This is a genomic window from Kaistia sp. MMO-174, assembly GCF_037147815.1.
GTDB lineage: Bacteria > Pseudomonadota > Alphaproteobacteria > Rhizobiales > Kaistiaceae > Kaistia > Kaistia nematophila.
In genome coordinates, this window is sequence record NZ_JBBCUO010000007.1 from 24505 (window position 1) to 50805 (window position 26301).

The 26301-nt window shown below is 67.0% G+C and carries 31 protein-coding genes and 1 tRNA gene; 20 read left to right on the forward strand and 12 right to left on the reverse strand.

The window, feature by feature from the left end; genetic code table 11:
* Positions 1-23 precede the first annotated feature (23 nt).
* The 5 genes from WFK98_RS23620 to WFK98_RS23640 form a co-directional block, all read right to left on the reverse strand.
* Complete coding sequence (locus WFK98_RS23620; protein ID WP_336802016.1) at positions 24-1979, reverse strand: transposase family protein; 1956 nt, start codon at positions 1977-1979, stop codon at positions 24-26.
* A gap of 233 nt (positions 1980-2212) precedes the next feature.
* Positions 2213-2674 (reverse strand): hypothetical protein, encoded by a 462-nt coding sequence (locus tag WFK98_RS23625; RefSeq protein WP_336802017.1) that lies wholly within the window; start codon positions 2672-2674, stop codon positions 2213-2215.
* Complete coding sequence (locus tag WFK98_RS23630) at positions 2671-3501, reverse strand: ParB/RepB/Spo0J family partition protein (protein ID WP_336802018.1); 831 nt, start codon at positions 3499-3501, stop codon at positions 2671-2673. Before WFK98_RS23630 ends, WFK98_RS23625 begins: the two co-directional genes overlap by 4 nt.
* The gene (locus WFK98_RS23635) at positions 3501-3767 is read right to left on the reverse strand and encodes a hypothetical protein (protein ID WP_336802019.1); all 267 of its coding nucleotides are present in this window, start codon (positions 3765-3767) and stop codon (positions 3501-3503) included. The genes WFK98_RS23630 and WFK98_RS23635 overlap by 1 nt, the downstream gene beginning before the upstream one ends.
* A gap of 187 nt (positions 3768-3954) precedes the next feature.
* Positions 3955-4254: a helix-turn-helix domain-containing protein gene (locus tag WFK98_RS23640; protein ID WP_336802020.1), complete on the reverse strand. Its 300-nt coding sequence runs from the start codon at positions 4252-4254 to the stop codon at positions 3955-3957.
* A gap of 80 nt (positions 4255-4334) precedes the next feature.
* Between WFK98_RS23640 and WFK98_RS23645 the strand changes: the two genes are divergently transcribed.
* Together WFK98_RS23645 and WFK98_RS23650 are read left to right on the forward strand one after the other, a co-directional pair.
* Complete coding sequence (locus tag WFK98_RS23645; protein ID WP_336802021.1) at positions 4335-5063, forward strand: XRE family transcriptional regulator; 729 nt, start codon at positions 4335-4337, stop codon at positions 5061-5063.
* A gap of 9 nt (positions 5064-5072) precedes the next feature.
* Positions 5073-5258, forward strand: a complete 186-nt coding sequence (locus WFK98_RS23650) for a hypothetical protein (protein ID WP_336802022.1) — start codon at positions 5073-5075, stop codon at positions 5256-5258.
* A gap of 311 nt (positions 5259-5569) precedes the next feature.
* Here WFK98_RS23650 and WFK98_RS23655 read toward each other — a convergent pair whose 3' ends face one another.
* Positions 5570-6799, reverse strand: coding sequence for a glycosyltransferase family 2 protein (locus tag WFK98_RS23655; RefSeq protein ID WP_336802023.1), 1230 nt, complete (start codon positions 6797-6799; stop codon positions 5570-5572).
* A gap of 144 nt (positions 6800-6943) precedes the next feature.
* Here WFK98_RS23655 and WFK98_RS23660 point away from each other — a divergent pair, with 144 nt between their 5' ends.
* Positions 6944-7813, forward strand: coding sequence for a transporter substrate-binding domain-containing protein (locus tag WFK98_RS23660; protein ID WP_266337305.1), 870 nt, complete (start codon positions 6944-6946; stop codon positions 7811-7813).
* A 163-nt stretch (positions 7814-7976) separates the two neighbouring features.
* On the opposite strand, the gene WFK98_RS23665 is transcribed toward WFK98_RS23660, so the two are convergent.
* Positions 7977-8402: a tellurite resistance TerB family protein gene (locus WFK98_RS23665; protein WP_266337304.1), complete on the reverse strand. Its 426-nt coding sequence runs from the start codon at positions 8400-8402 to the stop codon at positions 7977-7979.
* 204 nt (positions 8403-8606) lie between these two features.
* Between WFK98_RS23665 and WFK98_RS23670 the strand changes: the two genes are divergently transcribed.
* Positions 8607-10271: a lysine--tRNA ligase gene (locus WFK98_RS23670; protein ID WP_336802024.1), complete on the forward strand. Its 1665-nt coding sequence runs from the start codon at positions 8607-8609 to the stop codon at positions 10269-10271.
* A gap of 116 nt (positions 10272-10387) precedes the next feature.
* Complete coding sequence (locus WFK98_RS23675) at positions 10388-10897, forward strand: hypothetical protein (protein WP_266337302.1); 510 nt, start codon at positions 10388-10390, stop codon at positions 10895-10897.
* Between the two features lie 6 nt (positions 10898-10903).
* Here WFK98_RS23675 and WFK98_RS23680 read toward each other — a convergent pair whose 3' ends face one another.
* On the reverse strand, positions 10904-11806 hold the full coding sequence (locus WFK98_RS23680) for a histone deacetylase family protein (RefSeq protein ID WP_336802025.1): 903 nt from the start codon (positions 11804-11806) through the stop codon (positions 10904-10906).
* Between the two features lie 101 nt (positions 11807-11907).
* Here WFK98_RS23680 and WFK98_RS23685 point away from each other — a divergent pair, with 101 nt between their 5' ends.
* Positions 11908-13230 (forward strand): MATE family efflux transporter, encoded by a 1323-nt coding sequence (locus WFK98_RS23685; protein WP_266337382.1) that lies wholly within the window; start codon positions 11908-11910, stop codon positions 13228-13230.
* A gap of 6 nt (positions 13231-13236) precedes the next feature.
* On the opposite strand, the gene WFK98_RS23690 is transcribed toward WFK98_RS23685, so the two are convergent.
* Positions 13237-14313 carry a quinone-dependent dihydroorotate dehydrogenase gene (locus WFK98_RS23690; RefSeq protein WP_336802026.1) on the reverse strand — a complete coding sequence of 359 codons (1077 nt, stop codon included), beginning with the start codon at positions 14311-14313 and terminating at the stop codon, positions 13237-13239.
* Entirely contained in the window at positions 14310-14654 is a 345-nt protein-coding gene (locus WFK98_RS23695) for a DUF952 domain-containing protein (RefSeq protein WP_266337299.1), read from the reverse strand. The genes WFK98_RS23690 and WFK98_RS23695 overlap by 4 nt, the downstream gene beginning before the upstream one ends.
* Before the next feature lie 211 nt (positions 14655-14865).
* On the opposite strand from WFK98_RS23695, the gene WFK98_RS23700 reads away from it, so the two are divergent.
* Both WFK98_RS23700 and WFK98_RS23705 read left to right on the forward strand, forming a co-directional pair.
* Positions 14866-15513, forward strand: coding sequence for a S24 family peptidase (locus tag WFK98_RS23700; protein ID WP_266337298.1), 648 nt, complete (start codon positions 14866-14868; stop codon positions 15511-15513).
* Entirely contained in the window at positions 15510-16376 is an 867-nt protein-coding gene (locus WFK98_RS23705) for a thermonuclease family protein (protein WP_336802027.1), read from the forward strand. The genes WFK98_RS23700 and WFK98_RS23705 overlap by 4 nt, the downstream gene beginning before the upstream one ends.
* A 3-nt stretch (positions 16377-16379) precedes the next feature.
* Here the strand turns inward: WFK98_RS23705 and WFK98_RS23710 are convergent, their stop codons facing one another.
* The gene (locus WFK98_RS23710; RefSeq protein ID WP_336802028.1) at positions 16380-17006 is read right to left on the reverse strand and encodes a LysE family translocator; all 627 of its coding nucleotides are present in this window, start codon (positions 17004-17006) and stop codon (positions 16380-16382) included.
* An 89-nt stretch (positions 17007-17095) separates the two neighbouring features.
* Positions 17096-17353, reverse strand: coding sequence for a hypothetical protein (locus tag WFK98_RS23715; RefSeq protein ID WP_266337295.1), 258 nt, complete (start codon positions 17351-17353; stop codon positions 17096-17098).
* A gap of 300 nt (positions 17354-17653) precedes the next feature.
* On the opposite strand from WFK98_RS23715, the gene WFK98_RS23720 reads away from it, so the two are divergent.
* The 12 genes from WFK98_RS23720 (at position 17654) to WFK98_RS23775 (ending at position 26229) form a co-directional block, all read left to right on the forward strand.
* A complete protein-coding gene (locus tag WFK98_RS23720; protein ID WP_336802029.1) occupies positions 17654-18619 on the forward strand; it encodes a sulfonate ABC transporter substrate-binding protein in 966 nt (321 codons plus the stop codon).
* A gap of 91 nt (positions 18620-18710) precedes the next feature.
* Positions 18711-19871, forward strand: a complete 1161-nt coding sequence (gene ssuD / locus WFK98_RS23725; RefSeq protein WP_336802030.1) for an FMNH2-dependent alkanesulfonate monooxygenase — start codon at positions 18711-18713, stop codon at positions 19869-19871.
* Complete coding sequence (locus tag WFK98_RS23730; protein WP_266337292.1) at positions 19871-20635, forward strand: ABC transporter permease subunit; 765 nt, start codon at positions 19871-19873, stop codon at positions 20633-20635. Before ssuD ends, WFK98_RS23730 begins: the two co-directional genes overlap by 1 nt.
* A 13-nt stretch (positions 20636-20648) precedes the next feature.
* Positions 20649-21503 carry an ABC transporter ATP-binding protein gene (locus tag WFK98_RS23735; protein ID WP_442907477.1) on the forward strand — a complete coding sequence of 285 codons (855 nt, stop codon included), beginning with the start codon at positions 20649-20651 and terminating at the stop codon, positions 21501-21503.
* A gap of 67 nt (positions 21504-21570) precedes the next feature.
* The gene (locus WFK98_RS23740; protein WP_336802031.1) at positions 21571-22251 is read left to right on the forward strand and encodes a transaldolase family protein; all 681 of its coding nucleotides are present in this window, start codon (positions 21571-21573) and stop codon (positions 22249-22251) included.
* Positions 22252-22318: 67 nt separating this feature from the next.
* Entirely contained in the window at positions 22319-22816 is a 498-nt protein-coding gene (locus tag WFK98_RS23745) for a cytochrome b (RefSeq protein WP_266337290.1), read from the forward strand.
* Positions 22817-22970: 154 nt separating this feature from the next.
* Complete coding sequence (locus WFK98_RS23750; protein ID WP_266337289.1) at positions 22971-23657, forward strand: outer membrane protein; 687 nt, start codon at positions 22971-22973, stop codon at positions 23655-23657.
* A 182-nt stretch (positions 23658-23839) separates the two neighbouring features.
* Complete coding sequence (locus WFK98_RS23755) at positions 23840-24037, forward strand: hypothetical protein (protein ID WP_266337288.1); 198 nt, start codon at positions 23840-23842, stop codon at positions 24035-24037.
* 102 nt (positions 24038-24139) lie between these two features.
* Entirely contained in the window at positions 24140-24760 is a 621-nt protein-coding gene (locus WFK98_RS23760) for a hypothetical protein (RefSeq protein ID WP_336802032.1), read from the forward strand.
* 131 nt (positions 24761-24891) lie between these two features.
* Positions 24892-25095: a hypothetical protein gene (locus WFK98_RS23765; protein WP_266337286.1), complete on the forward strand. Its 204-nt coding sequence runs from the start codon at positions 24892-24894 to the stop codon at positions 25093-25095.
* Between the two features lie 517 nt (positions 25096-25612).
* Positions 25613-25687: transfer RNA gene (locus WFK98_RS23770), tRNA-Gly, on the forward strand.
* A gap of 119 nt (positions 25688-25806) precedes the next feature.
* Positions 25807-26229 (forward strand): HD domain-containing protein, encoded by a 423-nt coding sequence (locus WFK98_RS23775; protein ID WP_336802033.1) that lies wholly within the window; start codon positions 25807-25809, stop codon positions 26227-26229.
* Positions 26230-26301: the final 72 nt, after the last annotated feature.

Below are 26301 nucleotides of genomic sequence, written 5' to 3' on the forward strand. Positions count from 1 at the left end.
CCCACTTCAGTTGAGCTTGGTTTTCAGGCCGTGCTTCGTTCCCGGCTCAAAGAGCCGCGATGCGTCATGTCGAGGCCGCGATACTCGGGACCTGCCGAGTAGCCCGCGTGCCAGCGAAGGTCGGTTTCCGGAATCGTGTCGCCGCGCTGGATGGCGGCTTCGATCCGCAAGGCGCGTTCCCAGCGCTCGGTCATCAGCTCCATGTCGGTCTTGCGCGGCGCGGCGCGGACCGGCCGCAGCGCCGGCTCGGAAGCGAGGCGCGCATGCATGGCGAGCGCTTCGGGAGAATGGATCGGCGTCGGCGCGACCGGGCGTTCTGCTGCGTTGGCAGCGTGCTTCGCAGCGTCGATCTGCGGCGTGGAGTGAGCCACCGAAGGCTTCGGGAAGGCGACGACGCCGGCGCGATCTTTGCGAGCTTGACCAAGGACCAGCTCGACGAGATGCGGGCCCTTCGTCATCCGCCGGGCTTCGGCCTTCGCCTCGCGCGTCCGTTCGGCCAGGATGCGGCTCTGTTCGGCGCGGGCTGCCTTTACAGCCTCTGCCGGATCGATGCCGGCAAGACGTGGGCAAATGGCTTCGCCCAGGTAGTCGCCGCCAGCGTCGGAGAACAGGAACAGCCTGCCGAGGTCTGCCGGATCGCGTCGCACGAACACGCGGGTTTCAGGCTGGACGGCCGGGGCCAGATAGTAGTTTCCGTCGATACGAATGCCGGACTTGGTGGCGGTCCGGTACCCATCCTTGCCGGCGATGGGTGCGAGCAGCATGTCGAGCGCGCGGGGTTCGACGGTCCGGATCGCATCGCGCGATTCCGATGCCACGTCGAACGGCGTCCTGCCATGAAGGCCATCATGCGGCTCATGGGCGTAGAGGTTGTCAGCCCATTCGTCGCAGTAGGTCTGGAAACGATCGGCGGTCAGTTCGACGGCAAAGGTGTCGCGATCCTGCTCACCGAGGCGATCGGCAAAGCTCTTACGGGACTCGATCGCCTTTCGGTCCGATACTGAATGGCCGATGAAGCCGGGGCAAAGCTGCATCAGATCGCGCTGGAACGTGCCGATGGCGCGCTCGATATGGCCCTTCTCCTGCGGCTGGAAGGCCGTCGAGGTGATTGCCTCGATATCGAGGTCCGCGAAGAGTCGCTCCGTCGCCTTGGCGGTGAAGTCGGAGCCATTGTCCGTCTTCACTGCTTCAGGGACGCCCCAGTCGAGAATGGCGCGGCGCATCAAGAGACCGACGGCGCTGGCGCGCGGTGTCTTCGAGACGTAGACCTTCAGACGGCGGGTCGCGATGTCGACGCAAAGGTAGACGGAGTGGCGGCCATCGACGAGGAGAGCGTCGGCAGGCGACGCGTCGATCATCCAAAGTTGCCCGGCGCGCGTGACATGGCGAAGCGAGCCACGACCTGCGATCCGATATTGCGAGCGGAATGCGTCCGGATTGGTCAGGGCGACCAGGTCGATCTTGTGCTCGTCGCGCATGCTCTTGAGGAAATGCTGGAACGTCCGGAGCGGCGGCAGCGGCAGGGCCTCGTCGAGATGACCCGGCAGCAAGTCGCCATAGCGCGCCCGCACCAGCCGCCGAACGTTCTTGGCGGAGATCATGGGTTGCTGGATTAGGAGTGCGAAAATGAAGGTGCGAACGCCGCCGCCGTCGGCGATGTCGAGCGCGCCTTTGCCCTTGCGAGCAGCGGCACGGTCAACTCCGAGGCGCTTCGTCTCGCCGGCCTTGCGGTGCGCACGCCACCTCGCGATCGAGCGTGCCGAGATCTGCTTGATGGCCTCGCGAACCCACTCGGGCGCGGCGATATTGCCGGCGTTGTAGATCCTCGCGAACGCACAGTCGGAGGCGATCAGCGACAGGCCGGAATGTCGATGGAAGTCCTCGGCGCTCTTAAGCACCGCGAGACGGGCGTCTCGCTGAGCAGCCGCCGAACTAGAAAGCGCACTGGCGCCGGGCTCCGCCGCAGCCTCGCGGCGCATCGCGTCGTCAGTGGGATCAACCGCGAGATGGCGCTTAAAGTAATCGACTCGAGCTGGAAGGGGCAGCAGCTCGAAATGATATTCGATGCCGCCGCCTCGCTCCTGCCGTTGGCGCGAGCGCCTCTCATCGACATGCCACTGCTGTCGATCCGCGAGCCTTTGAACACCAAAGCGCGAGGCCGGCATGCCAGCCAGCTTCAGCTCAGCAATCTCCTGAGCGTTAAGCCATTCCCTCACCGCCGCGCCCTCCATTCCGCGTCGGCGGCCTGTGCGGCGCGCTCGGCGCGCTCGACGGCTTCGCGGGCCATCTCGCGACGGATCAGGGACTCGTACCGAGCCGGCACCGCAATCAGCCCAATGCATTCCAAGAGGGCATTGAGCAGGCGCGCGTCGCTGGTAACGCTGGCGAGAGCCACCAGGCGCACGGCGGAGATGTTGTGATCCTCATGCGCCTGGCTGGCATAGGCATCGAGCATTGACTTCGGCACGACTTCGCCGAGGAACTCGCCCATTGCCTTCGCGAGTTCTGGGCGCGACATGCCGCTATCGTCGAGCGTCTTCTTGACCGCGCGAGACATCCGCGCGGAGAGCCGACCAGCTCGCACTTCGTCCTCGTTGAACCGCTCAACGACGGGCTTCGGCGCGTAGTCCTGGAATATATCGAGCGTGTGGGGATCACGTGGGCGCCGGCTCATTGCGCGCGCTCCCGCCCGGCCAGCCACTCGCGGACCAGATCCTCGTGACTGTCAAAGAAGGTGAACTGATCGCGCTTCGAAAGGCGAGCGAAGGTTCCTGAAAGCCGGGTCCAGGGCGCGGACGATGGCTCTTTGGAAATGCCTTCCAGCAGCGCCAGGGCGTCCATGACGCTGGCCGCCTTCGGCGGGTCGGCAAAGATCGCGCCGAGGATCTGCTCCTGTGCGGCGGGCTTCTGGTCCGATAGCAGCTTGAGCTGGGCCTGATGATCGGCCAACCAGGTGCCCTGCAGCCTCGACATAGACTTAGGCGAAAGCCCACGAGAGATGGAAATGGCCAGGGCAACGGACCGTGGGGAGAGCCCGACACGCTCGGCGAGATCCTCGGCCAGATCAAACTGCAAAGACTGCAGTTTGAAATCCTCAGAGCGGCGATCACCGCCCCGACGCTTGGTCGGGTTCAGCTGCTGCTGGACATCATGAAGCGCGGCCAGATGTCGAGCGCGATCGAGCGCGGTCAACTCCTTCCGGTCGAGGTTCTCGATGACCTCGATGTAGCGAAGCTCAACGGCAGCCCGGGCCGGGTCATCCGAGATCGTCTTGATGCTGGCGGGGATCCGCAACCATCCGAGCTGCATCACGGCTGTGAGCCGATGCAGGCCCGCGCCAAGATGAAGACCGTGGACATTCTCTCCCAGAACGATCGGCTGCTGCAGGCCGCGATCGCCGACCGTGACCTTGAGGACGGCCACCCGGTCTCCGTCGGCATCGCGTAGGCGATTTCCGACGTGGATGGCGGAGACGAGAACCTCTTCGAAGCGCGCGGACATCACTCAGATCCTTGATATGCAGGTGCTGCTTCGCAGCGCTCGGCTGCGATCGCTGCCTCGACATCGGCGAGGCATTCGATGATTTCGGCGGAGGTGAATTGGCCCGAAACGGCCAATATCTCGACGGCGCTAGCGCCGCGCCGGACCCCAGTTCGGGCCGTCGCGACCATCGCTGCGACGAGGCGATCGAAGGCGACCGGGCCGTCGTGGGTGACAACCACTCGTGCCTCGTCGATCACCGGCTGGGTCGCGAGCCGCCGAAGCATCACAGCGCCCCCTGCAGCCAGGCATGAACCAGGGCGACGCCGGGGCGTGCGGCGAACGCCGCAATGCAGATGGCAAGTCCTAAAGCGCTGAGCCGGCGGGCCAGGTCGCTCTCGACCGCAGTCTTCCGGCTGTCCAGGTTGACGCAAGGCTTGGACACGACCTCGGGGGCAGAACGATGGGCCATGTCTATGCCGCACCCCGGAATTGACTCGACGGGGCCGCGTCGCTTCTGGCAGGCTCCGAATGCGGGGAAGAATAGCGGTCCGGCGAGGCGTACCAGTGGGGCCAGAGTTCCGCCTGCGAGATGCCCAGGAAGGCTGCGATGATCGCGTGCGCCTTCGGATGGCGTCGATGCAGGCTCGATCGAAGCGTGGTCGCGGCAAAGCCATTTGCCAGACCGAGCCTCGTGAGGCTCGAACCCTTCTTATGGATCGCGGCGATGATGTCGGCGCGGTGCCAACCAGCTTGTGATAGGACGATATTCATCTCACCTCAGCGGCCGCCCCTGTCCGGGCGGCTTTTTGTGATGTGTTGTTCATCAGTGGATGAAAGGTGCAGGTTCCTAGATGATTCGTCAACAGGAACCTGAACAAACCGAGGACGGATTGTTGGGCGAGGCTGACGAGAAGCTGCACATTGAAGAGACCGCTGCACGGCTGAAGGCCGCAGTGGCTGCAGCTGGCGGAAAAGATAGGGTTTCTGCGGCCTCCGGCGTGCCCATCAGTACTCTAAACACGTACATTTATGGCAAGGCAGACCCCAAGGTCTCCGTCTTCGTTCGCCTTGCGCAGGCATGTGGAGTTCAGGTTCATGAACTTCTTGGCGGTGAAAATTCAGATCGACCTTCAGCTTCCTATAAGGCCGAACAGGACGGATTTGTTCCTGTGCCGAGGCTGGATGTCCGTGCCAGCGCCGGCCGGGGCCGGCTTGCAATCATGGATGCTGGCGAGGAGAAGGAGTTCGTCGCCTTCCGCGAAGCTTGGCTTAGGCGAATAGGAATTAATCCCGCATTTGCCCAGGCGCTCACAGCAGTCGGCGATTCCATGGAGCCGACGATCCGGGATGGGGACCTACTGCTGATCGACCGATCTATCGACCGGATCGTCGACAACGGCATCTATGTCGTCGTGGTGGCAGGCATGGTGGTTGTGAAGCGGCTTCAAACTCGCGTAGATGGTTCGGTGGTGCTCAGAAGCGACAACCGAGAGCGCTATGACGATGAGCTGATCGCAGCGCATGACGTACCAGACCTCATCGTCGAGGGACGCGTCCGGTGGTTTGGCCGCACTATCTAGGAGGACGAGATGAAACCGTCTGAGCGCGTTGCCCTAATCTCCATCGCCTTCGCCTGCGTCCTCACGGGGCTCTTTTGGTATTTCGTGCAAGGGGCGGCCTGGTGGCTCTACGCCATCATCTTCGTCATGAGCTTTGGCTCCCTGCACCGTCGCCTGTTGTCAGAGGCTGCCGCCAAGAAAACCATCGACGGATAGCCCCAACACAGTTGCACCTTAGTTCACAGTTTGAAGGCCTCCGGAGAGCCCTTCAACGGCAGAAATCGGCCGTTTCTCGGAACTCGCAACATGGCGCAACTGACATCACAGAAGTTGCGAGTTGGCGAGAAGAAATGGCGGAGTTCCGCCAATCAGATTTTGGCCCAGCGCTGGGCTCATGCCATCTGATCTTGCGCGGCTGATATTCGCGCATGGCGCCGGATCACGGCTAAGCCCGTAGGAACGCATGTGTTTTCGCACGTTCCCGGCTGTTCCCAGATATTCCCGGAAATGCCATGTGATCTTGCACGTCACAAGCCGCAGCGGGCGAAGCGGATGCCGAGATCGGCGTCCTCCGTCACGTTGTAGGGGTCCCAGCCGCCGACCGCGCGCAGCGCCTCGATGCGGAAATGGTTCGACGTGCCGCCGAGCGGCAGCGGCATGTCGAGCGCGACCAGCGTCGGCAACACGCCGTCGAACTGCATGGAATATTCCATGGCGAAGAAGGCGGTCAGGCCGTTGACGTCGTCATTGTCGACGAGCAGCGGCGCCTGGATGCAGGCGAGCCGCTCGTCGCCGGAAGCGAAGGCGAGATAGGCCTCCAGCAGCTGGCCGGGATCCGGCCGGTCCTCGGCGTCATAGACGGTGACGAAGCGGCCGCGCGCCAGCGGCAGCGCGAAATCGAGCGCCTTCGGCTTGGTGCGCGGGGCACGGTCCGGCACCACCAGGATCTCGAACTCGCGACCCAGATCGAGCCTCTCCAGCGCGTGTCGGGTGGCGCGGTCGCGCTCCTCGACGATGAACTTGATGTCGAGCCGGTCCTTCGGCCAGTCGAGCGCCTCGAGCGCGCGGGCGAGGTCCGCCACCATGTGCGCCTCGTCATAGAGCGGCACGAGCACGCTGTAGACGGGAAGCCGCGAGCGATCGACATCGAGCGGCGGCGCCGGCCGGAAAGTGCGTTCGAGCGCGACGCTGACGGCGAGCAGGCGAAGCAAGATGAGCGCCAGGAACAGGATCCCGAGCGCGATGTTGACAACCTGCACCGCCTGCCAGCCGAAATGCCAGAGCGCGAGACCGCCCAGCGCCAGGCAGAAGAGAAGGAAGACCACCTGTGCCGACGTCAGCAGTCGGCGGGCTGACAGATCCGGATGGGCGCGATCGAAGCCCGACACGGCGTGATCGACCAGTTGGACGGATCCCGATTCCGTCAGGCAGCGGCGGATCGCCGAAGGCGTGGTCACGGTCAGGCGCGCGGCCAGGTCCGGCGCCGCCGCCAGCGCCGTCGCCAGCCGACCGACATCCTCCGCCCGCGGCGCGATAAGCAGCCGGCGGGACCCGCCGTCCTCCAGCATGGCGACCCGGCCGGCGCGGATGGCGGCCGCCAGCGGCGCGACGTCGCCGTTTCCTTCATGCGGCACCGCCGTCTCGAAGGTCCGTTTCGGTGTGGGATCGAACGGCAGGCCGAGGCGCGCGGCCAGCGCGGCCGAACGCGTGGCTTCATCCGGCGTTCCCCCGGCAGGCGGATCCCAGCCGTAACGCATTCGCTCCCCCGCCACACCTGTCGGGGCCGCCCGCTTGTCCGGGTTCGTGCCCATCGACAATTGGTCTATAGTCCGCACGCGCCATCCCCTTGGCTTACGTTACGGCAACAACCAATTCAGAGTGATACAGGCATGTGGCGGCGATTGGCAAGCTTCGCAATCCTGGCGAGCATCGTGGCGATGGCGGCCGCCGCGGGCTGCGTCGGCCCGGCGACGGCCCAGAACGCTCCCGAGGCGCGCCCCAGCGAGGGCGTCGTCATCCCCGACCTCTGGGACCCGAACCGCCGCCTCGACAAGCCGGCAACGACAGCGCTGACCGGCATCCGCTTCACCACGACCGACGATTTTCCGCCGTTCAACTTCACCGGGCCCGACGGCAAGCTCACCGGCTTCAACGTCGATCTCGCCCGCGCCATCTGCCGCGAACTGAGCGTCCCCTGCACGATCCAGGCGCGCCCCTGGGACGGGCTGATCGACACGGTCGCGGCCGGCCGCGTCGACGCGGCGCTTGCCGGCATCGCGATCACCCCGGAAAGCCGGGCGAAGCTCGAATTCTCGGATGTCTATCTGCGCCCGGTCGCGCGCTTCGTCGGCCGCAAGAGCGCGCCGGCGGCGCGCCTCAACACGGACGGGCTTGCCGGCCGGAAAATCGCCGTCGCCAAGGGCAGCTCGCACGAGGCCTATCTCGCCGCCTTCTTCCCGGCGAGCACGCGCATCGCCGTCGAGACGCCGGGCGCGGCCGCGGACGCGCTGAAGGCGGGCAGCGTCGATCTCGTCTTCGGCGACGGGGTTCAGCTCGCCTTCTGGCTGCAGTCGGAGGCGGCCTCGGGGTGCTGCGATTTCATCGGCGGCCCCTATGTCGAGCCGCATTTCTTCGGCCAGGGGCTGTCGATCGCCCTGCCGCCGAAGCGCGACGATCTACGCCTGGCGCTCAACTGGGCCCTCGACAGCCTCTATGACAAGGGCGTCTTCGCCGAGCTCTACCTGCGCTATTTCCCGGTCGGCTATTTCTAGGGGCCCGACACAACTAAGCCCCTCACCCCACCCTCCCCCGCGAGCGGGCGAGGGCTTTGGGCCGCCGCGTTCGCAGCATGGAACTCGATGTACCGATGAGCCTAGGCGAGCCCCCTCGCCCGCTTGCGGGAGAGGGTTGGGTGAGGGTCTTGTGAACGACGCCTCAGAGCGTGCGGTAGCGGGCGCGGGCGCCGCGTTCGATCGCCGCCGCGGTCAGCGAGTCGACGTCGAGCACGTCGCGCAGCAGCTCGAGGAAGCGCAGCTCCTCCTGCTCGACATGCAGGTCGGCGGCGGCTACCTCTACGGCGAGCGCATAGGCCGTCTCGTGCAGCTTCTTCGGCAGCGAGGTGGCGATGGTGGCGAGCACGGCGTGCAGACCATCCTCCTCGCGAGTGATGGTGGCGCAGGCTTCCGCCACGGCGACCAGCCGGTCCGTATCGAAGCCGCCGAAGATCGGCAGCGTGTTCACGACATCGCCGATCTTGCGCAGCTCGCGATCGGTCATCTGACGGTCGACGGCCGATAGCGTCACCATCGCATAGATCAGGGCCTCCTGCGGGGAGACCGTGCTGCCGGTCGGCTTGTCCATGTCGATACGCTCCTGCACGCGGGAAATGAATGCCCGTTCCAATCATACCCGCACAAGGTAGGATCTCTTGCCACGCCGTTCAACCGGGGCGGCTTGTCGCGAGCGGCCAACGCGACCATTGACGCGCGCGCGGGGTCTCCCTAGGGTCCGCGCCCACGCGCTTCTTCAAAACATCCCGCGCGCGCTTCCCCAAAGAGGTTTTCGATGTCGACCGGCACGCTTCCAGTTCTCGATCTTGCGCCCGAACTCGTTCAGGCTGCGCAGGTTTCGAAAGCCTGGCCGTTCGAGGAAGCGCGCCGGATCGTCGAGCGGCTGAAGCGGCAGGGCCGCCCGGACGGCCCGGTGCTGTTCGAGACCGGCTACGGCCCCTCGGGCCTGCCGCATATCGGCACCTTCGGCGAGGTCGCCCGCACCACCATGGTGCGCAACGCCTTCCGCCTGCTGACCGAAGACAAGATCCCGACCCGCCTGCTCTCGTTCTCGGACGACCTGGACGGCCTCCGCAAGGTGCCGACCAACGTGCCGAACCAGGAGATGATGCAGGCCTATATCGGCAAGCCGCTGACCCGCGTGCCGGACCCGTTCTCGAACGAGTATCCCTCGTTCGGCGCGGCCAACAACGCCCGCCTGCGCGCTTTCCTCGACGGCTTCGGCTTCGAGTACGAGTTCGCCAGCGCGACCGACTATTATACCTCCGGCCGCTTCGACAAGGCCCTCCTGCGCATGCTCGAGGTCTATGACGAGGTGATGGAAATCATCCTGCCGACGCTCGGTCCCGACCGTCGCGCCACCTATTCGCCATTCCTGCCGATCTCGCCCACCACCGGCGTCGTGCTGCAGGTGCCGATGGTCGACCGCAACGTCGAGAAGGGCACCGTCACCTATATCGACCCCGACACCAACGAGCGGGTCGAGGTCCCGGTGACCGGCGGCTCGGTCAAGTGCCAGTGGAAGGCCGACTGGGCCATGCGCTGGTACGCGCTCGGCGTCGACTACGAGATGAGCGGCAAGGACCTGATCGACAGCGTCAAGCTCTCGACCCGGATCTGCCGCGCGCTCGGCGGCGAGCCGCCCGAGAGCTTCACCTACGAGCACTTCCTGGCCGAGAACGGCGAGAAGATCTCGAAGTCGAAGGGCAACGGCCTGACGATCGAGCAGTGGCTGAGCTATGCCGACAATGACAGCCTCGCCCTCTACATGTACCAGAAGCCGAAGACGGCGAAGCGGCTCTCCTTCGAGGTGATCCCGCGCACGGTCGACGAGTATTTCGGCTTCGTCGACGCCTATCCGCGCCAGCCGGTCGAGCAGCAGCTCGGCAATCCCGCCTGGCACATCCATTCCGGCCACCCGCCGGCGGAAGGCACGCCGATTCCCTTCGCCATGCTGCTCAACCTGGTCAGCGTCTCCGACGCCACCGACAAGGGCGTGCTGTGGGCCTATATCTCGCGTTACATGCCGCATCTGACGGCGGCGACGCACGACAAGCTCGACCGCCTCGCCGGCTACGCGATCCACTACTTCAACGACGTGCTGAAGGCTGGCAAGCACTACGTCCTGCCGGAAGGCGCGATCCGCGAGGCGCTCGTCGCGCTCGACTCGGCGCTGGCGGGGATGCCCGCCACGGCAAACGCCGACGAGATCCAGACCGTCGTGTTCGACATCGGCCGCAAGTACTTCCCGGATCCCAACAAGAAGGGTCCGGACGGCAACCCGCCCGGCGTCTCCCTCGACTGGTTCCGCGGCCTCTACCAGGTGCTGCTCGGCCAGGACCAGGGCCCGCGCTTCGGCTCCTTCGTCGCCATCTACGGCATTCCGGAGACGCGCGAGCGCATCGCCAAGGCGCTGCGCGGCGAACTCGCGGCCGGCTGACGCCTCGCATCCGCCGATCACGATCCGGTTCTTTTGATCCAGACGTGATCGGCTTTGGCCTTCCCGCCCGGAACAGTTGCGTTATTGGGTTCGTTTCCTGAGCGGGAGCGAGCGCGATGAGACCGCAATGGCCGATCATGCTCTGCCTGTTCGCCGGTCCCGCCCTTTCGGCCACCGGCGACGAGCAGAGCTTCCAGAACCGCTTCGCCGGCAGCTGGACCGGAGGCGGTCCCGTGCGGCGCAACGCCGAGTCGCCCATCATCGACGCCGATTGCGCCGTAACCGGTGACCATGCGCCCAACCGCATGTCGATCAGCGGCAGTTGCCGCGGCGCCGTCGTCTTCACCCGCGACATCAGCGCCGACGTCACCTTCAATCCGGCGACCGGCCGCTATACCGGCACCTATGTCGGCGCCCGCGCCGGTCCGGCCACGATCGTCGGCAAGCGCAACGGCAACCGCGTCAACTTCACCATGACCTGGCCGAAGCCGGTCAATGGCAGCACCAGGGCGCGCATGTCGATCCTGAATGACGGACAGGGCATGCTGCGCATCCAGGTCGTCAGCCAGCCGCAGGCGAACGGGCCTGCCACCACTTTGTCGGACCTCACCTTCCGCAAGCACTGAGCCGCCCTACCCCGCGAACGCCGCCGCCGCGCGGTGCAGCAGGGCATGGCGGCGGGCGATCGGCTCGACATCGGCGCCATAGCCGCCGCCGATGACGCCGGCGAGCGGGATGCCGCGGCTGCGCACCGCCTCGATCACCAGCCGGTCTCGCGCCGCGAGGCCGGCATCGGTCAGCGACAGCCGGCCGAGCCGGTCCTCCTCATGCGGATCGACGCCGGCATTGTAGAAGACGATGTCGGGATGGGTACGGTCGAGCAGCGGCGCCAGGATGCCGTCCAGCGCGGCGAGATAGGCGCGGTCATCGGTGCGGTCGGCCAGCCCGATGTCGATCGTCGACTGCCGCTTGCGGACGGGGTAGTTCTTCTCGCCATGCAACGACAGCGTCGTCACGGTGGCGTCCTCGGCGAAGATCTCGGCCGTGCCGTCGCCCTGGTGCACGTCGCAATCGACCACCAGCGCGGTGCCGATGATCCCCTCGGCCATCAGCACGCGGATCGCCACGGCGACGTCGTTGAAGGTGCAGAAGCCGGCGCCCTGTTCGGAGCGGGCATGATGGCTGCCGCCAGCCGTGTTGCAGGCGAGGCCATGGGCCAGCGCCAGCCGGGCCGCCAGGATGGTGCCGCCGGTCGCCGCCGCCGCGCGTCGCACCACCGTCTCGTTCATCGGCAGCCCGATCTCGCGCTCGATCGCCGGCGGCACGGCGAGCGACAGGACCGCCTCGACATAGGACCGGTCATGCGCGAGCGACAATTGCGCCGCCGTCGCCGGCTCCGGCACGACGAAGCCCGCCGGCGCCAACCCGTCGGCCCTGACGATCTCGGCCAGCCGGCGGTATTTCTGCATGGGAAAGCGATGATCGGCGGGGATCTCGGCGGTGTAGGCGGGGTGGTGGACGATGGGCGGGAGCATCCGCCGAACATAGGGCCGGCCGCGAGACATGCAACGATCGCGTCGACGCCGGGCGACGAAGCGGCTATCGCTTCTTGCCCACACCACGCCACGCCGACATCATGACCGCCATCCGACCCTTCGAAGTCACCCATCGCGGCATCCTGGCCATCGCCGTGCCGATGACGCTCGCCTATCTGACGACGCCGCTGCTAGGCCTCGTCGGCATGGGCGTGATCGGCCGCCTCGGCGACGCGGCGCTGCTCGGCGCCGTGGCGCTTGGCGCCGTCATCTTCGATTTCGTCTTCGCCACCTTCAATTTCCTGCGCAGCGGCACCACCGGGCTGGTGGCGCAGGCGCTCGGCGCCGACGACCGCAAGGAGATCCAGGCCACCTTCTTCCGCGCCCTGATCCTCGCCTTCGGCATCGGCCTCGTCGTCATCCTGCTCTCGCGGCCGATCCTCGCGATCGCGCTCGCGGCGCTTGGCGGCAGCCCGGCCGTACAGGCGGCGACGGCGGAATACTATTCCATCCGCGTGTTCTCGACCCCGTTCGCGCTCGCCAACTACGTCATGCTCGGCTGGCTGATCGGGCTCGGCCGCTCGACGCTCGGCCTCGTGCTGCAGACCTTCCTGAACGGGCTCAACATCGTCCTCAACATCGCCTTCGTGCTGGGCCTCGGCTGGGGCATCGCCGGATCGGCCTGGGGCACGACGACTGGCGAGGCGGTGACCGCCATCCTTGGGCTCGCGCTGGTGATGCGCCGGCTCGACCGCGCCGACCGGCCGTCGATGGCGCAGATCCTCGACCGAACGCAGATCCTGCGCATGGTCGCGGTCAATCGCGACATCATGATCCGTTCGTTCACGCTGCTGTTCGCGTTCGGCTTCTTCGCCTCGCGCGGCGCCAAGATGGGCGACGTCGTGCTGGCGGCGAACGCCGTGCTGATGAACTTCTTCCTCGTCGGCGGCTATTTCCTCGACGGCTTCGCCGCCGCGGCGGAGCAATATGCCGGCCGCGCCATCGGCGCCCGCTACAAGCCAGCCTTCCTGCGCTCGCTGAAGCTGACGCTGGGCTGGGGCTATGTGCTCGCCTTCATCGCCGCCGCCTGCTTCTGGTTCGGCGGCCCCTGGCTGATCGACTGGATGACGGTGAATCCCGCCGTGCGCGAAACCGCCCGCCACTACCTGTTCTGGACGGCGCTGACGCCGCTCGCCGGCGTTCTCGCCTTCGAGATGGACGGCATCTTCATCGGCGCCACCTGGTCGGCCGACATGCGCAACATGATGCTGCTGTCGCTCGCGCTCTATCTCGCGGTCTGGGCGGTCGCCGAGCCGCTCTGGGGCGCGCATGGCCTGTGGCTGGCCATGCTGGTCTTCCTGTCGGCGCGTGGTTTCACGCTCGCCTGGCGGTGCGGCATCCGCACCCGCGCAGCGTTTGCCTGAGGCGGTTCACGCCGTCTCGGCCGCCCATTTCTCCGTCTCGATGCCGACGGCGTCGGCGATCGAGGACATGCCGCGACGGTCGAGGATGCGCGACAGGCCTGCCAGGATCGAGGCAGGCAGCCCCGGACCGCCATAGACGAAGCCGGAATAGATCTGCACCAGGTCGGCGCCGGCCGTGATCTTGGCAAAGGCGGTCTCGGCCGATTCGATGCCGCCGACGCCGACCAGCGGCATCTCGGGGCCGACGAGCTTGCGGAAGCGGGCGAGTTGGATGGTCGAAAGGCGGAACAGCGGCCGGCCGGAAAGGCCGCCCGTTTCCTTCGCCGTCGCGGCGTCGATCAGCTTCGGGCGGCTGATCGTGGTGTTCGAGACGATGACGCCGTCGATCTTCCGAGCCAGCGCCACCTCGGCGACGTCGGCAAGGCCGGCCTCGGCCATGTCGGGCGCGATCTTCAGGAGCACCGGCACACGGCGCGCCTGGGCATCGCGCGCCTCGAGCACGCGGGCGAGCAGTTCGTCGAGCGCGCCCTTCGCCTGCAGGTCGCGCAGGCCCGGCGTGTTCGGCGAGGAGACGTTGACGGTGAAATAGGAGGCGAGGTCGGCGAAGGTCTCGATGCCCGCGACATAATCGGCGACCCGGTCGACCGCGTCCTTGTTGGCGCCGATATTGACGCCGACGAGGCCGGGCTTGCCGCGCCGCGCCTGGAGTCGCAGCCGCGCCGCCGCATGGCCGGCATTGTTGAAGCCGAGCCGGTTGATCACGCCATGATCCTCGACCAGGCGGAACAGGCGCGGCTTCGGATTGCCGGGCTGCGGCTTCGGGGTGATCGTGCCGATCTCGACGAAGCCGAAGCCAAGCGCCAGGAGCGGATCCGGCACCTCGGCGTTCTTGTCCAGCCCGGCGGCGATACCGAGCGGATTGGGAAACTGCAATCCGAACAGGTTGCGCGCCAGCCTCGGGTCACGGTCGGGACGGACCGAAGGATGCAGCCCGGAAGACAGCACCTTCAGCGAGAGGCCATGCGCCTTTTCCGGATCGATCCGGAACAGCAGCGGTCGGACGAGGCTGCCGAAAGCGCTCACGCCGCAAGCTCGGGAAAGACGTGCAGGCCGTCGGTGCCGACCGGTAGCGCCTTGGTCCAGATTACCGCCGAGAAATCGAGCGGGCCGTAGAGATGCGGGAACAGCGCGCCGCCGCGCGACGGCTCCCATTTCAGCTTGTCGCCGAGCTTGTCGCCATCGATTGCGACGAGCACCAGGCCAGACTGGCCGCCGAAATACCTCGCAGCCGTCTCGCGCACCTGGTCGGCGGCCGAGAGATGGATAAAGCCATCGGTGATGTCGATCGTGGCGCCGGTGAAGACGCCCGCGTCCCTCGCCTGGCTCCAAAGGATGTCGGGGGCGATCTTGAAGATGACGGTCATGTGGGATCCCTTAGGTTTGTCGGGAACCTAGTCGCGCCATCGCGGCGGAACAAGGGTTCGCGCGCAGCCGGCGTCAAAATGCCGGCCCCGCCGCTGGACAGACCTCGTGGACGGGGATAAAAAGCTGGTTGAGAGGGATTTATTCCTTTCCCTGCGGCTTTCGAAGCGCGGGACGACGCGGGCCTGGCCCGCATTCGCGGAGGTTTCCGCCATGTTGTCGCACGAGCGGATCTGGGCGGCGATCGATCGCCTGGCAGCCCGCAACGAGCTGACGGCGTCCGGCCTTGCCCGCAAGGCCGGCCTCGACCCGACCACGTTCAACCGCTCCAAGCGCGTCGCCGTCGACGGCAGGCCGCGCTGGCCCTCGACGGAAAGCATCTCCAAGATCCTCGAGGCGACGGGCGAGCCGCTCGATCGCTTCATGGAGCTCACCATCCGCCGGCTGGCGCCGCCGGAGCAGACAGGGCCGTTCCGCCACGTTCCGCTGCTCGGCTTCGCGCAGGCCGGCGCCGGCGGCTATTTCGACGATGGCGGCTTCCCAGTCGGCCAGGGCTGGGACGAGGTCGCGATCCCGCAGACCAGGATGACCGAGGGCGTCTACGCGCTCGAGGTCTCGGGTGAATCGATGATGCCGCTCTACCGGGCCGGCGACATCATCATCGTCTCTCCGACGGCGACCTGCCGCCCCGGCGACAGAGTCGTCGTGCGCACCCAGGGTGGCGAGGTCATGGCCAAGGTGCTGGCCCGCAAAACCGCGAAGATCGTCGAGCTGCACTCCCTCAATCCCGAGCATCCGAACCGCGAGATTGCCGCCCGCGAGGTGGAGTGGATGGCCCGGATCATCTGGGCGAGCCAGTGAGGACGGCGCCCGCCGCGCTCTGGTTGACCGCGATGATCGGCCTCGCCGTGATCGTCACCTCGAAGATCGGCGGCCTCGACCGCCACGAGTTCGCCGGGCTGATGGGGGGGCCGGCGCCGGAACAGGTCGCCGTTTCGAACGACGTGGACGATGCCGACCGCGATCCGTTCGACGGCCCGGTCGATGCCGATGACGGTGGCGCCCCGGATCCGGACATGCCGCCGGGGGCGATGCCGCCATCCGCGACCGGGGCTCCCGCCGCCGCAGCTCCGCAGACACTCCCGCCCGCGGTCGAGACACCGGCGTCGCCCCCGGACCCCTCCCCCGACCCCGCCCCCATGCGCACGCCGCGCAACGTCACGGCGCCCGGCATGACGCCGGCCCCGGCGCTGACCGGCCCGCTCGAACGCGAGGCGATACCGAAAAAGCCGCCGGCGCCGCCACGCTGGAAGGCATTTTCGCCCGTCGTCGTGCGCGAAGCCGGGCTGCTCGACATCGGACAGCGCCATGTCCGGCTCGCCGGCATCCGCGTACCGGATGACGACCGGCTCTGCCATCCGGCCGAGACGGACGAAGCGGCGGGCGAGATCGCCTGCGCCAAGCTGGCGCTGGCAGCGCTGCGCCGCCGCGTGCGGGCGCTCGGCGTCGAGTGCCGCGTCTCCGCCAATGACACGACCGACCCGCTCGTCGCGCCCTGCCGGATCGGCAGCACCGATCTCGGCCAGTGGCTGATCGAACAGGGCTGGGCCGAGGCAGCCGCGAAAGCGCCGGACGGCTACAAGACGGCCGAGACCGAGGCGCGCTGCTTCCGGCGCGGCATCTGGCAGGCGGGACCGCCACCAGCCGATTGCCTGCAGAACTGAGGCTCAGGAGGTGGAGCTGCGCCAGCCGGCGGCAAGAAGGCCCGCGCCGACCAGCAGGCCACCGCCGGTACGGTTGACGATGCGCTGCACGCTCGGCTTGCGGATGGTCCGCCGCGCGCCGGCGGCGATCAGGGCGTAGCTGGCGGCATTGATCGTCGCCAGCACGAGGAAGGTCACTTCGAACAGGATCATCTGCGGCAGCAGCGGCTGGCTCGAAACCAGGAACTGCGGCAGGAAGGCGACGAAGAAGACGATGCTCTTCGGGTTCAGCGCCGTCACCGCATAGGCATGCAGGAAGATGCGGACCGGGCGCACTTCCGACGTCTGCGCCTCCGCCTGCGCTCCCGTGGGCGCACGCCAGAGCTTGATGCCGAGATAGATGAGATAGGCGCCGCCGACCCATTTCAGCACGGTGAACAGCGCCGCCGAGGCGGCGAGCAACGCGCCGAGGCCGAGCATCGATGCCGTCATGGCGGTGAAATCACCGAGCGCGACGCCGGCGACGGTGGCGCCGGCCGACTTGCGGCCATGGCTCAGCGCATAGGAGATCACCAGCAGGATGGTCGGGCCGGGAATGGCGAGGATGACGGCCGAGGCGGCCGCGAAGGCCAGCCAGTGTTCGAAGGACATGCTGCTTCTCCCTGGAGAACAGCATCAATCCACCGAAGCCTCGCCGTGGCAAGCCCTTCGACCAGGTGCCTTGAGTTGGCCGAGCCCGGTCAGACCTTGCGGGCCGGCTTCGCCAGCGCCTGACCATCGGAAGGCTGCAGGCATTCGGGAGCGATATCGGGCCAGGACTGGACCTCGCAGCCCTTGCGGCCGCCGACAGCGGCCTTGTCGAACAGAGTGAGCGCGGTCGGATCCGAGGCGCCGCTGGTGCGGCTCATGGCCTGGCCACCATAGGCCGTGACGCCGAAGGCGACGATCGCCGCGGTGGCGACGAGACTGATGGTGGTGCGGGTGTACAACTTTGCCATTTCCGATCCGCGTCGCCTGAAGACGCCCCCCTGTTTTCCGGTGCAGGCCCAACGCCCGCCGTCATGGCTTCGTTCCACCATGACGCTGGGGAAGAGTCAGTGATGGCCATCTCAAAGGGCCGCGCGGACGACACAACAACAGCCATCGCGCCCGCGGCGGCTTCAGAGGTTTTCCTTTCCAAGAATTGCCCCTGCGGCAAGATCCATTTTCTTGATCAAACTACTCGTCATTCTGTCCAATGAGGACATTCGACGGGCCCCCGTTCCCGCACGCAACCTGCCTGTGCCTCGGAGACAAGAATGCTCACACGTCGCCACTTCGGACTTCTGGCGGGGACCGGCCTCGTCGGCCTTGCCGCCACCTCGTTCGCCGGCCGCAAGGCCCAGGCGGAAGAGGCGAAGACGCTGCGGATCGGCTACCAGAAGGCCGGCCTCCTCGCCGTGGCGCGCCGCGAGAAATCGATCGAGAAGCGGCTTGAGGCGGATGGCGTTGCTGTCACCTGGGTCGAGTTCGCGGCCGGGCCGCCGCTGCTGGAAGCGCTCAATGTCGGCGCCATCGACTTCGGCTGGACCGGCGATGCGCCGCCGATCTTCGCCCAGGCCGCCGGGGCCAATCTCGTCTATGTCGGCGCCGCCCCCTCCAACGGTAAGGGCGAGGCGATCATCGTCAAGGACGGTTCTCCGGCCAAGACGGTCGCCGACCTCAAGGGCAAGAAGATCGCCGTTACCAAGGGCTCCAGCGCGCATAATCTGCTGGTCGCGGCGCTCGAGAAGGCCGGCATCGCCTTCGCCGACATCACGCCCGTCTATCTGTCGCCGGCCGACGCGGCCGCCGCCTTCGCCAATGACAGCGTCGATGCCTGGTCGATCTGGGATCCCTTCCTGGCGCTGGCCGAGGCGCGCCAGCCGGTGCGGCTGCTGACGACCACCGCCGATACCGTCGCCGTCAACACCTACCTGCTCGCGAACAAGACCTTCGCCAACGCCAACCCGGCCATTATCGCCAAGACGATCGCCGGCCTCGGCGACGCGGCCAATTGGGCCAATGCCAATCGCGGCGAGGTGGCGAAGGCGCTGACGGAAATCACCGGCGTGCCGAGCGGCCCGCAGACCGTGGCGGTCGAACGCGCGGTCTACGGCATCCTGCCGCTGACGAGCGAGATCGTCGCCGGCCAGCAGGTGACGGCCGACCGCTTCTTCAAGCTCGGCCTCATCCCGAAGCCAATCACCGTCGCCGACGCCGTCTGGACCGCGCCGAAGGCGTGAGAACCCGGCTCCTGCCGTTCGAGCCAAACCTTCTGGCCATGGCCCGGACGGCACAGCGACTTCCTGAATTTCGCGTCACAAGGCCGCCGCCATGACCGTCACCACCCCTCCCGATCCGCTCAACTTCTTCTGGTTCATCCCGACCTATGGCGATGGCACCTATCTCGGCTCCGAGACGCAGCAGCGTCCGCCGGAGTTCGGCTATTTCAGGGAGGTCGCCCAGGCGGTGGATCGCCTCGGCTTCGGCGGCGTGCTGCTGCCGACTGGCCAGGCCTGCGAGGAAAGCTGGGTGACGGCATCAGGCCTCGCGACGGTGACGGAAAAGCTCAAATTCCTCGTCGCGCTCCGCCCCGGCGTCGTCCAGCCCGCCTATGCGGCGCGGCAGACGGCGGCGCTCGACCGCCTCTCCAACGGGCGGCTGCTGCTCAACGTCGTGGTCGGCGGCAACCCCGTGGAACTCGCCGGCGACGGCGTGTTCCTGCCGCATGACCAGCGCTACGAGCAGGCCGGCGAATTCCTCAGGATCTGGAGCAGCCTCGTCTCCGGCGAGCGCGTCGACTTTTCCGGCAAGCACTACCGCATCGAGAAGGGCCGGCTCGACTTTCCGCCGGTACAGAACCCGCCGCCGCTCTATTTCGGAGGCTCGTCGGAAGCCGGCATCGATCTCGCCGCCGAGCAGTGCGAACTCTACTTGACCTGGGGCGAACCGCTCGAAGCCGTGGCGGGCAAGATCGCGGCCGCTCGTTCCCGCGCCGCCGCGCGCGGGCGAAAACTGCGCTTCGGCATCCGCCTGCATTTCATCGTCCGCGAGACCGAGGCCGAGGCCTGGGCCGCCGCCGACAAGCTGATCAGCCGCATCTCGGACGAGCAGATCGAGATCGCCTATAAGCGCTTCACCCAGCAGATGGACTCGGTCGGCCAGCGCCGCATGGCGGAGCTGCATGGCGGCCGCCGCGACAAGCTGCTGGTGGCGCCAAACCTCTGGGCCGGCGTCGGCCTGGTGCGCGGCGGCGCCGGCACGGCGCTGGTCGGCACGCCGGCACAGGTGGCGGAGCGGCTGCGCGAATATCAGGCGCTCGGCATCGATACGGTGATCGGCTCCGGCTATCCGCATCTGGAGGAATCCTACCGGGTGGCCGAACTGCTCTTCCCGGAACTCGGCATCAACGTGGCACGGCGCGGCGTCAGCCGGGCGATCCAGAACGAGTTCGGCGTCGACGAGACGGCGCGCAAGCTCGCCTCGGCCTCGTGATGAAGATCCCCCGTGCGCTCATCGGCTGGATCCTGCCGGCCGCCGTCCTGGTCCTGTGGGAACTCCTCGCCCGCATCGGCTTCATCCCGGAAAACGTGCTGCCGGCGCCGACCGCCGTCGCCGTCGCGCTCTGGCGCGTTCTGCAATCCGGCGAGCTTCTCGAAAACATCCGCGTCAGCTTCTGGCGCGCCAGCGTCGGCTTCCTGATCGGTGGCGCGGTCGGCTTCGCCTTCGGGCTCGCCAACGGCCTGTCGCGCTTCAGCGAGGCGCTGACCGACACGACGCTACAGATGGTGCGCAACGTGCCGCATCTGGCGCTGATCCCGCTGGTGATCCTCTGGTTCGGCATCGACGAGCAGGCCAAGCTCTTCCTCGTCGCGCTCGGCGTTTTCTTCCCGATCTACATCAATACGCTGGCTGGCATCCGCTCCGTCGACCCGCAGCTGGTCGAGATGGGCAAGACCTACGGCATGAACGGCAGCGACCTGTTCTGGAAGGTGATCCTTCCCGGCGCCCTGCCCTCGATCTTCGTCGGCGTCCGCTTCGGCCTCGGCATCATGTGGCTGACGCTGATCGTCGCCGAGACGATCGCCGCCTCCTCCGGCATCGGCCACATGGCGATGCAGGCGCGCGAATTCATGATGACCGACGTCGTCGTGCTGACGATCCTGATCTATGCGCTGCTCGGCAAGCTCGCCGACACCACGGCGCGGATCCTCGAGCGGCGGACGCTGGCCTGGAACCCGGCCTTCCAGAATGTTTGAGGGAGGGAACGCCATGTTCGCCGATACGCTGGCCTTCATCGAGACCGCCAGCCGCACGGCGCCGCGGGACCTGCCATCCGCCCGCCCGGTTCCCTTCGAGGTCACCGACGAGGCCGATCCGCATACGCGCGGCATGGGGCTCTCCATCCGCGGCCTCGTCAAGGCGTTCGACGGCGCGCCGGTGATCCGCGGCATCGACCTCGAAATTCCCGCCGGCCAGTCGGTTGCGATCGTCGGAAAAAGCGGCTGCGGCAAGAGCACGCTGCTGCGCCTGATCATGGGGCTGGAGACGCCGACGGCGGGTTCAATCACCCGTCTCGGCGAGGCCGCAAAGGATTCCGCCCGCTTCATCTTCCAGGAACCGCGCCTGCTGCCCTGGGCCACCGTCGCCGGCAATGTCGCCGTCGGCCTCGGCCGCGCCGGGTCGACGAAATCCCGCCGCGCGGCGGCGCTGAAGGCGCTGGCGGAAGTCGGCCTCGACGGCCGCGCCGACGCCTGGCCTTCGGTACTTTCCGGCGGCCAGAAGCAGCGCGTCGCGCTGGCCCGCGCGCTCGTCTCGCGCCCTCGCCTGCTCGCCCTCGACGAACCGCTCGGCGCGCTCGACGCGCTGACGCGCATCTCGATGCAGGGGCTGGTCGAGCGCGTCTGGCGGGCGCAGCGCTTCACCTCCGTTCTCGTCACCCACGACGTCTCCGAGGCGATCGCGCTCGCCGACCGTATCCTGCTGATCGAGAACGGCCGCATCGCGCTCGATCTCGACGTGCCGCTCGCCTGGCCGCGCCAACGCGGCACGCCCGCCTTCGCCGGCCTAGAGAAGACGGTGCTCGACCGCCTGTTCGGCGATTTCGAAGCCGGTGCAGCGATCTGATTTGACGCTTTCGCATTATGGGCCCGCCCCATACTATGCCGGTCCAATTCGAACCACCGGCAGGCCCATGATGCACGACCAGACCCAGACGATTCGCCCGCGCCTCTTCCTCGACAGCGCCGACAGGGCCGCCTGGGACGAATGGCTGCCGACGGGCCTCTTCCACGGCATCACCACCAACCCGACCATCCTCGCCAATGCCGGCGTGCCGAACACGCTGGCCGAGCTGGGCCGGCTTTCGCACATCGCCTTCGAGGCGGATGTCGTGGAATTCCAGGCCCAGACCTGGGGCCGCAACAGCGAGGCTCTGATCGCCAATGGTCGCGTCATCGCCGCGATGGATCCGCGCATGGTGGTCAAGGTGCCGATCACCAAGGAGGGCGCCATCGCCGCTGCGACGCTGAAGGCCGAGGGCGTGCGCATCACCATGACGGCTGTCTACACGGCGCATCAGGCGCTGAGCGCCGCCGCCCTCGGCGCCGATTACGTCGCTCCCTATCTCGGCCGCATGAACGACGCCGGCCGCGACGGCTTCGCCGAGATCGTCACCATGCAGGAGATCATCCGCGGCGCCGGCAGCGAGACCCGCGTGCTCGTCGCCAGCCTGCGCGCCGCCGACGACCTCGTCCGCCTCGGCCGCCTCGGCATCGACACCTTCACCTTCTCGCCCAAGGTCGCCGCCGCTCTCTTCGCCGAGGAACTGACGGAAGCCGCCGCCGAAGTGTTCGAAAAGGCCGCGGAAGCCTAGCCTTGCCGCGCCCCCGCGCCTTTGATTAGACTGATTCTAATCTGAGGTGCGACCCGCGAGGCATTCGATGCAATATCCGGTTTCCCGTGGCTACTCGACCAGCCAGATCACCCTGCACTGGGTGATCGTGGCGCTGGTTTTCTTCCAGCTCGTCTTCGGCGATGCGATGTCGCACAGCCTGCGCGCGATCGGGCGCGGCGAGGCCGTGGACCCCAGCGTCGCCACGCAGGCGACACTGCATATCTGGGTCGGCTTCGCCATCCTCGCCGCCGTCGCCATCCGCATCGTGCTGCGGTTGACCAAGGGCGCCCCGCCGCTTCCCGACGGTTCGGCGATCGTCGCCCTGCTGGCGCGGCTGACCCACGCCGCCTTCTATTTCCTTCTTGTCGCCATGCCGGTGACCGGCATCCTCGCCTACTGGTTCGTCCCGTCGCTCGGCGACCTGCACGAGCTCGGCAAGCCCGTCTTCATCGTGCTGATCGTCCTGCATGTGGTGGCGGCGCTGTGGCACCAGTTCTGGCTGCGCGACGGCCTGCTGATGCGGATGCTCAAGCCGGGCGCCTGAACTCCCGCCTGCCGTCCCCCTCCCCGGAATTGACGGACGCCATCGCCCTGCGAAAGCGGGCGAGTGCAGCATAACGGCAACAGCATCCCCCTAAGTAATATGTATAGTGGACTTAGTAGATCGCGTCTCTCAACACCACATGAGAAGCCCCCCCATGAAGCTCCTTCGCATCCTTTCCGCCGCCACGATCCTCGCTTCGGGCGTTGCCGCCGCCCAGGCAGCCGACCTGACCTATGAGCCCGCGCCGGTCGTTCCGGCCGCCGCGCCCGTCGGCAACTGGACCGGCTTCTATGTCGGCGGCAGCATCGGCTACGCCTGGGGCAAGACCGACCAGAAGGACGGCGATGACGGCCTGATCACCGAGAACCCGGGCGACGTCAAGCCGGACGGTTTCATCGCCGGCCTGCAGCTTGGCGGCGACTACCAGTTCCCGAGCAACGTCGTGATCGGCGCCCTGGTGGACATCTACTATTCGGACGCCAAGGACACGTTCAACTACCTCGACGAGTACACGACCGAATCGAAGATCCGCTATTTCGGCACCGGCCGCGTCCGCGCCGGCTACGCGATCGACAAGTTCCTGCCCTATCTGACGGGCGGCTTCGCCTGGGCCAACAACGAGATCAACGACAGCGTGTACGGTTCGAACAGCCAGACTCATTTCGGCTGGACGGCCGGCGTCGGCGTCGAATACGCCTTCACGCAGAACTGGACCCTCAAGGCCGAGTATCTCTACACGGACTTCGGCTCCAAGACGTATACATTCCCGGACGATAACGGCTCGTACGACGTCGGCCTGAAGTCGCAGACCGCGACGTTCGGCGTGAACTACCGCTTCTGATCCACATCGGATCGCGCATTCCAAAGGCCCTCGCCGAGACGCTCGGCGGGGGCTTTTTTCTTTCGCGCCGGCGTATCCCACCCGGCGGAGTCGGCGCGCCAGTGGACGGACGCAAGACTCCGGATTGACTCTCACGTCGATGAGAACAAAATGGGAACGAAGCCCCAGGGAGTTCCAGCGTCATGGCACAGGCCGTTCATCCGATCGATCCCGCGCAAAGCGCGCTCGACCATCGCGTCGACAATCTGATGGCCGCGCATCAGGGCGACGCGCGCGCCGTCATCGAGACGCTGCTGATGGCGATCGACGCACGCACGGCCAGGATCTCCTTCGGCTTCGTGCGCGGGCGACTGTCCGAGGTCGACCCGGACGACGCCTGAGATCCGGCCCGCGCGAGAATTCCCGAGGGAACGGGAACGACGCCCCGGCCGAAACGTTGTCGATCCGGTGGTGGGCAGGGTCGCAACGTGGAGGGCCGGCAAATGGCAGCACCGACGGAACTGAAGGACAGCCTGCAGAGGATTTCAGCGCTGATGGGTCTGCTTCGATCCGATCTGCTCGAACTGTCCGAGGCCCGCGACGTCGCCAGCCGCACGCCGGTGGTCGACCACATCCACTGGATCGCCGATCAGTTGGACGAACTCGGCGACGGGCTCTCCGACGATGGCCGCAGGCGCACGCCCGCCAGACCGCAGCGGATGGCGCGCGCCTCCCAGCGTTCCAGCGCCGCCAAACCCTCCGCGCGCGGCTCATCCCGCCATGTCGGCGCGAGCCATGCCGCATCAGGTCACGCCACATCGGGCCATGCGACGCCGAGCCACGCCAAGTCAGGCCATGAAAAGTCCGGCCCCGCAAAGTCGGGCAACGCAGCATCCGGCCGCGCTTCGCTCTCCACGCGCCGTCCAGCCCGCCCCGACAGCGCCGCCCGCCCCGCGCCGCGCCGTCCGGCTGAATCGCACGAGGCCAGTCCGCATCGCGACGAGGCAGGCGCTTCGCCCGCCGCAGACACGCCGCCGCAGAAGGCGAACCCGCCGGAAGCAGCCGTGACGCCGCCCCCGCCCGACGTGCCGAGCCTGCCCGGCGGCGACGACAAGCTGCACTGATCGCGACGGAGCGGCGACGATCCGCCATCCGCCCGCACGATCGCCGGGTCACACGCTCAAGCCGCGCGATCGCCGATTGGAACCGATCGGCAAATCCCCCTGCCCCGAACCTGTCGCCGAGCCATCCCATCATGACGGCGTTGCTGATGTCCGAGCTGATGATCTGCGAGGTGCTGACCGCGCTCGAGCAGCACGAGCCGGTCGACCTGCGCGCCTCGGCCTGCCGCTGCATGGCGCGACTGCCGGCGCATGACGAAACGGAAGAGCAGATCTGCGACCACCTTCGACGCCTCGCCATGGAATATGGCGCAGCTATCGTGATCGCGACGGGCTGAGACAGCGGGTCTATGGAACCGGCGGCCTCGCCTATGGCAGCGTCAAGAGCAGCGGAAGTTACCAGCACCATGAGTACGGTTTATGGTGGGGCGGCCCGGGCGACCGCGCGTTCGACAGGAGCGGCGGCCTGAGCGGCTCGTCGAGCGATGTCCGCTGGGGCTGGACACTCGGCGCAGGCGCCGAATATGCCCTGACCGACCAACTGAGCTCACGGGCGAATATCTCTATGTCGATCTCGGCAGCAAGGACCACACAGCCTTCAGCGCCGAGGACAGCGCCGCGTTTGTCCCCTGGAGCGACTCGGCCAAGTTCCACGCCGTCCGGGTCGGCCTGAACTGCAAGTTCTGATCCGGAAACCGGCCGGCTCCCATCGCCCAACCGGCGAATGCAGACACACTCGGCGATGGCCTTGATCACAGCGGGATAAAGCGGGTACAAAGTGTCCAGCTTTTCGCGGAGTCGGCGTTCCAGTTGTACGATATCGCGAAAAGACAAGTGATTTAAGTCACTTAAGAAGCGGGTGTAGTTCAGAGGTAGAACGTCAGCTTCCCAAGCTGAATGTCGTGGGTTCAATTCCCATCGCCCGCTCCAAGCCTTCCAACAACAGCGATTCCCTGTACCGCGCCGCCATCCCTCTCCAGTCGGGGATCCTTGGCGCGCGGCTGTCGTGACGATAGGCTCGACGGATCCGATCAGAGGTGGAGATCGAAATGACCGGCATCGAAAAGGCTATCCGGATTGCCGTCGAGGCCCATGCCGGCCAGACCGACAAGAACGGCGAGCCCTACATTCTCCATGTCCTGCGCGTGATGCACGCCGCCGTTGGAGACGACGCCAAGATAGCTGCGGTCCTGCATGACGTGATCGAGGATACCGAATGGTCGGCGGAGCGCCTCCTCGCCGAGGGGTTCGAGCCGAGAATCGTCGATGCGGTCCTGTCCGTGACGAAGCGTGACGGCGAGAGCTACCAGGATTTCGTGCTTCGGGCGAAGGCGAACCCGATCGGGCGCATCGTCAAGATGGCGGATCTCGCGGACAATTCGGACCCGGCCCGCCTGTCGCGGCTGCCGGCGGAGCAACGGGAGCGCCTCGAACGGAAATATGCGGGCGCGCTCGCGCAACTGGCAGAATAGCGCGATCCCTGCCGTGAAGGATGCAGCCGCTAGGGAGGCCGGGTCGGCGGCGATGACGCGGGGGATCTCGCC

Bases quoted from the DNA above. Each gene is read 5' to 3' on its own strand.
- WFK98_RS23700 (WP_266337298.1), top strand. From the start codon at position 14,866: ATGTTGTCGCACGAGCGGATCTGGGCGGCGATCGATCGCCTGGCAGCC.
- WFK98_RS23775 (WP_336802033.1), top strand. From the start codon at position 25,807: ATGACCGGCATCGAAAAGGCTATCCGGATTGCCGTCGAGGCCCATGCC.
- WFK98_RS23620 (WP_336802016.1), bottom strand. From the start codon at position 1,979: ATGCGCCGCGAGGCTGCGGCGGAGCCCGGCGCCAGTGCGCTTTCTAGT.
- WFK98_RS23730 (WP_266337292.1), top strand. From the start codon at position 19,871: ATGAAGATCCCCCGTGCGCTCATCGGCTGGATCCTGCCGGCCGCCGTC.
- WFK98_RS23755 (WP_266337288.1), top strand. From the start codon at position 23,840: ATGGCACAGGCCGTTCATCCGATCGATCCCGCGCAAAGCGCGCTCGAC.
- WFK98_RS23735 (WP_442907477.1), top strand. From the start codon at position 20,649: ATGTTCGCCGATACGCTGGCCTTCATCGAGACCGCCAGCCGCACGGCG.
- WFK98_RS23685 (WP_266337382.1), top strand. From the start codon at position 11,908: ATGACCGCCATCCGACCCTTCGAAGTCACCCATCGCGGCATCCTGGCC.
- WFK98_RS23745 (WP_266337290.1), top strand. From the start codon at position 22,319: ATGCAATATCCGGTTTCCCGTGGCTACTCGACCAGCCAGATCACCCTG.
- WFK98_RS23650 (WP_336802022.1), top strand. From the start codon at position 5,073: ATGAAACCGTCTGAGCGCGTTGCCCTAATCTCCATCGCCTTCGCCTGC.
- WFK98_RS23765 (WP_266337286.1), top strand. From the start codon at position 24,892: ATGACGGCGTTGCTGATGTCCGAGCTGATGATCTGCGAGGTGCTGACC.
- WFK98_RS23740 (WP_336802031.1), top strand. From the start codon at position 21,571: ATGATGCACGACCAGACCCAGACGATTCGCCCGCGCCTCTTCCTCGAC.
- WFK98_RS23625 (WP_336802017.1), bottom strand. From the start codon at position 2,674: ATGAGCCGGCGCCCACGTGATCCCCACACGCTCGATATATTCCAGGAC.
- WFK98_RS23695 (WP_266337299.1), bottom strand. From the start codon at position 14,654: ATGACCGTCATCTTCAAGATCGCCCCCGACATCCTTTGGAGCCAGGCG.
- WFK98_RS23710 (WP_336802028.1), bottom strand. From the start codon at position 17,006: ATGTCCTTCGAACACTGGCTGGCCTTCGCGGCCGCCTCGGCCGTCATC.
- WFK98_RS23675 (WP_266337302.1), top strand. From the start codon at position 10,388: ATGAGACCGCAATGGCCGATCATGCTCTGCCTGTTCGCCGGTCCCGCC.
- WFK98_RS23635 (WP_336802019.1), bottom strand. From the start codon at position 3,767: ATGCTTCGGCGGCTCGCGACCCAGCCGGTGATCGACGAGGCACGAGTG.
- ssuD (WP_336802030.1), top strand. From the start codon at position 18,711: ATGACCGTCACCACCCCTCCCGATCCGCTCAACTTCTTCTGGTTCATC.
- WFK98_RS23655 (WP_336802023.1), bottom strand. From the start codon at position 6,799: ATGCGTTACGGCTGGGATCCGCCTGCCGGGGGAACGCCGGATGAAGCC.
- WFK98_RS23720 (WP_336802029.1), top strand. From the start codon at position 17,654: ATGCTCACACGTCGCCACTTCGGACTTCTGGCGGGGACCGGCCTCGTC.
- WFK98_RS23760 (WP_336802032.1), top strand. From the start codon at position 24,140: ATGGCAGCACCGACGGAACTGAAGGACAGCCTGCAGAGGATTTCAGCG.
- WFK98_RS23680 (WP_336802025.1), bottom strand. From the start codon at position 11,806: ATGCTCCCGCCCATCGTCCACCACCCCGCCTACACCGCCGAGATCCCC.
- WFK98_RS23715 (WP_266337295.1), bottom strand. From the start codon at position 17,353: ATGGCAAAGTTGTACACCCGCACCACCATCAGTCTCGTCGCCACCGCG.
- WFK98_RS23640 (WP_336802020.1), bottom strand. From the start codon at position 4,254: ATGAATATCGTCCTATCACAAGCTGGTTGGCACCGCGCCGACATCATC.
- WFK98_RS23665 (WP_266337304.1), bottom strand. From the start codon at position 8,402: ATGGACAAGCCGACCGGCAGCACGGTCTCCCCGCAGGAGGCCCTGATC.
- WFK98_RS23670 (WP_336802024.1), top strand. From the start codon at position 8,607: ATGTCGACCGGCACGCTTCCAGTTCTCGATCTTGCGCCCGAACTCGTT.
- WFK98_RS23645 (WP_336802021.1), top strand. From the start codon at position 4,335: ATGATTCGTCAACAGGAACCTGAACAAACCGAGGACGGATTGTTGGGC.
- WFK98_RS23630 (WP_336802018.1), bottom strand. From the start codon at position 3,501: ATGTCCGCGCGCTTCGAAGAGGTTCTCGTCTCCGCCATCCACGTCGGA.
- WFK98_RS23750 (WP_266337289.1), top strand. From the start codon at position 22,971: ATGAAGCTCCTTCGCATCCTTTCCGCCGCCACGATCCTCGCTTCGGGC.